At 69.8% G+C, this 2,643-nt stretch carries 5 protein-coding genes; all 5 read right to left on the bottom strand.

What is annotated here, in order from left to right:
• Positions 1–537 (bottom strand): methylmalonyl-CoA mutase family protein (locus ACIRDX_RS22730; RefSeq protein ID WP_396627694.1); only part of this gene is annotated, 537 nt, incomplete at its 3' end.
• Positions 530–1,003, bottom strand: coding sequence for a VOC family protein (locus tag ACIRDX_RS22725; protein WP_396627693.1), 474 nt, complete (start codon positions 1,001–1,003; stop codon positions 530–532). The genes ACIRDX_RS22730 and ACIRDX_RS22725, both read right to left, overlap by 8 nt.
• On the bottom strand, positions 1,003–1,380 hold the full coding sequence (locus ACIRDX_RS22720) for a biotin/lipoyl-containing protein (RefSeq protein WP_396627692.1): 378 nt from the start codon (positions 1,378–1,380) through the stop codon (positions 1,003–1,005). The genes ACIRDX_RS22725 and ACIRDX_RS22720 overlap by 1 nt, the downstream gene beginning before the upstream one ends.
• 41 nt (positions 1,381–1,421) lie before the next feature.
• On the bottom strand, positions 1,422–1,763 hold the full coding sequence (locus ACIRDX_RS22715; RefSeq protein ID WP_396627691.1) for a hypothetical protein: 342 nt from the start codon (positions 1,761–1,763) through the stop codon (positions 1,422–1,424).
• A gap of 155 nt (positions 1,764–1,918) precedes the next feature.
• Positions 1,919–2,643, bottom strand: a 725-nt coding sequence (locus ACIRDX_RS22710; RefSeq protein ID WP_396627690.1) for an acyl-CoA carboxylase subunit beta, incomplete at its 5' end; no start/stop codon positions are given.

Genomic DNA, 2,643 nt, shown 5'->3' with positions numbered 1-2,643 from the left:
CGGGCCGAACGCCGCGACGGCCGTCCCCCACAGCAGGCGCGCCGCGCGCAGCTTGGCGATCTCGGTGAAGTACGTCGAGCCGACGGCGAACACGAAGGCCAGCGTGCCCGCCGCCTCGTCCACCGGCGTGCCGGCATCGGTCGCCACGGCCAGGCGGTCGATGCCCTCGGCGACGGCCCAGGCGAGTTCCTGCACGGCGGTGGCACCGGCATCGTGCAGCAGGTCGGCCCTGATGGCATCAGCCGGCCACGCAGGGGCCTCGACGGCCTGCCATGGGGCGTCGTCGCTGCGCAGCGAGGCGCCGTCAGGGATGGCGGAAGTCAGCGCCTCGAGGCCGTCCAGGTCCTCACGTCGATAGAACGGCTTGACGGTGAGGCCCTCGTCGGTGCGCCACAGCAGGCGCTTGTCGTAGTCCTGGCCCTTGAGGTCGGCCCGCGCCAGTGCGTCCCACTCGCGCGTCTCGACGGGCGGGAACGTCGCCCGCAGCGCGAGCGGCGCCGTGCCCGGCGCCCCGGTCCCGGTCGTGGGATCAGCCATGGCTTGCGTCACCCTCCTGCACCACCTCGAGGATGTAGCCGAAGGCGGCCGTGTCGGTCGTCTTCGGGTGCACGAAGAAGACCGTCGTACCGCGCGAGCCCTTGCGCGGCGCGGCGTCGATGATCCTGAAGCCCTTGGTCTTCAGATCGTCGAAGGCGGCCTGGATGTCGCGGACGCGGAGGGCGACGTGCGCCATACCCCCGCGGCCGCCGTTCTTCTCGATCTGCTTCGCGACCGGCGACTCCGGCGTGAGGGGTTCGAGCAGTTGCACGAGGTTGGGCCCATCGCCCACCTGCAGCAGCACCTCGCGCACCTGGTCGGTGCCCAGCACTTCTTCGCGGTGGACCTCGGTGAAGCCGAGCGCCGTGTATGCCGACACGTGCGCCTCGAGCTCACCGGGGAGCACCGAGATCGCCACGTGATCGAAGCAGAGGAATCCCGGGACCTGCGCTGCGACGTCGTTCATCACTCGAGCTCCACGACGACCTGGTTGGCCTTGACGCCGTCGCCGGCGCCGACCGTGATCGCCTTCACCTTGCCCTCGACGGGCGCGGTGATGTTGGTCTCCATCTTCATGGCCTCGAGCACCACCAGGATGTCGCCCGGCTGGATGCTCTGGCCCGCCTGCGCCACGATACGGACGACGGTGCCGGTGATCGGGCTGCGACACACCTTGGCCTCGTCCACCGGACCGGCGTCGGCGACGGGGGCCGGCGCGGGCGCCGCCGGCACGCGCGCCTGCGACGGCATCACCATGAAGGCCTGCGGGTGGCGCACGGGTTCCTCGGCCACCTCCACGTCCACTTCGTACGTCTTGCCGTCGACCGTGATCTTGAGTTTCACGTTCTCGTTCCTCGAACCGGCTGCAGCCTGCAGCCTTCAGGCTACCTGTACAGGGTATGCGACGCCTGGACGTTCACGCGGCCCTGCTGTCCCCAGGCCTGCGAGCTGATCAACCGAATCTGCCGCACGTGCGCGCGCTCGCCGAGGAACGCCGCCACGGCCGCGGAGATGGCCAGCAGGACCTCGGGCGCGATCTCCTGGTCGGCCTGCGCCGCGGCTGGCGCAGGAGCCACCGGCGCGGCAGCCTCGACGAGCACGGCAGGAGGCGCGGCCTGCGCCGGCGCGCTCGACGCCAGTGCGGCCTCGAGCGACGCCACGCGCGCATCGAGCGCCGCGAGCGTCCGCGCCATCGCCTCCAGCGTCTGTTTCAGTTCAGGATCCATGCGGCCTTCATCCTTGCCCCTTCGTACTGCTCCCTTGGCGCTTGGGTCTTGCTGTTCGGCATTCAAGACTCGCCGATGTGCGCCGTCCCGGCGCGCGGCGAGTTTCCGGCATCGCAGCATCGCGGCATTGCCGATGCGGAATGCAGAATGCCCCCTCAGAGCGGCATGAGCCCGTGCTTCTTCGGCGGGCGCAGTTCGCGCTTCGTCGACAGGTACTCGAGCGACTGGGCGATGTGCCGCCGCGTCTGCGCGGGGTCGATCACGTCGTCCACGAGGCGGCGCCCCGCGGCGACGTACGGATTCGAGAAGGCCTCGCGATACTCGGCGATCATCGCCTTGCGCTTCTCCGCCTTGTCGGCCCCGGCCTCGGCGATCTCCTTGCGGAAGACGATCTCGGCCGCGCCCTCCGCGCCCATCACGGCGATCTCGGCGGTCGGCCAGGCGAACACGCGGTCGGCGCCGAGGTCCTTGCTGCACATCGCCAGGTACGCGCCGCCGTAGGACTTGCGCAGCACCACGGTGATCTTGGGCACCGTCGCCGCCGAGTACGCGAACAGCATCTTGGCGCCGTGCCTGATGATCCCGCCGTACTCCTGCTCGACGCCCGGCAGGAACCCCGGTACGTCCACGAAGGTCACGATGGGGAGGTTGAAGGCGTTGCAGAACCGGATGAAACGCGAGGCCTTGTTCGAGGCGTTGATGTCGAGCACGCCGGCCATGACGATCGGCTGGTTGGCGATCACGCCCACCGACCGGCCGGTGATGCGCGCGAAGCCGACGACGATGTTGGCCGCATAGCCGGACTGCACCTCGAAGAAGTCGCCGGCGTCGACGACACGCGCGATGACGTTGCGGACGTCGTAGCCCTGCTTGCCGTCCA

It is taken from the genome of Luteitalea sp., from assembly GCF_044337415.1.
Classification (GTDB): Bacteria; Acidobacteriota; Vicinamibacteria; order Vicinamibacterales; family Vicinamibacteraceae; genus Luteitalea.
The sequence above is the reverse complement of the archived record's forward strand: the minus strand, read 5'-3'. Positions and strand labels throughout refer to the sequence as shown.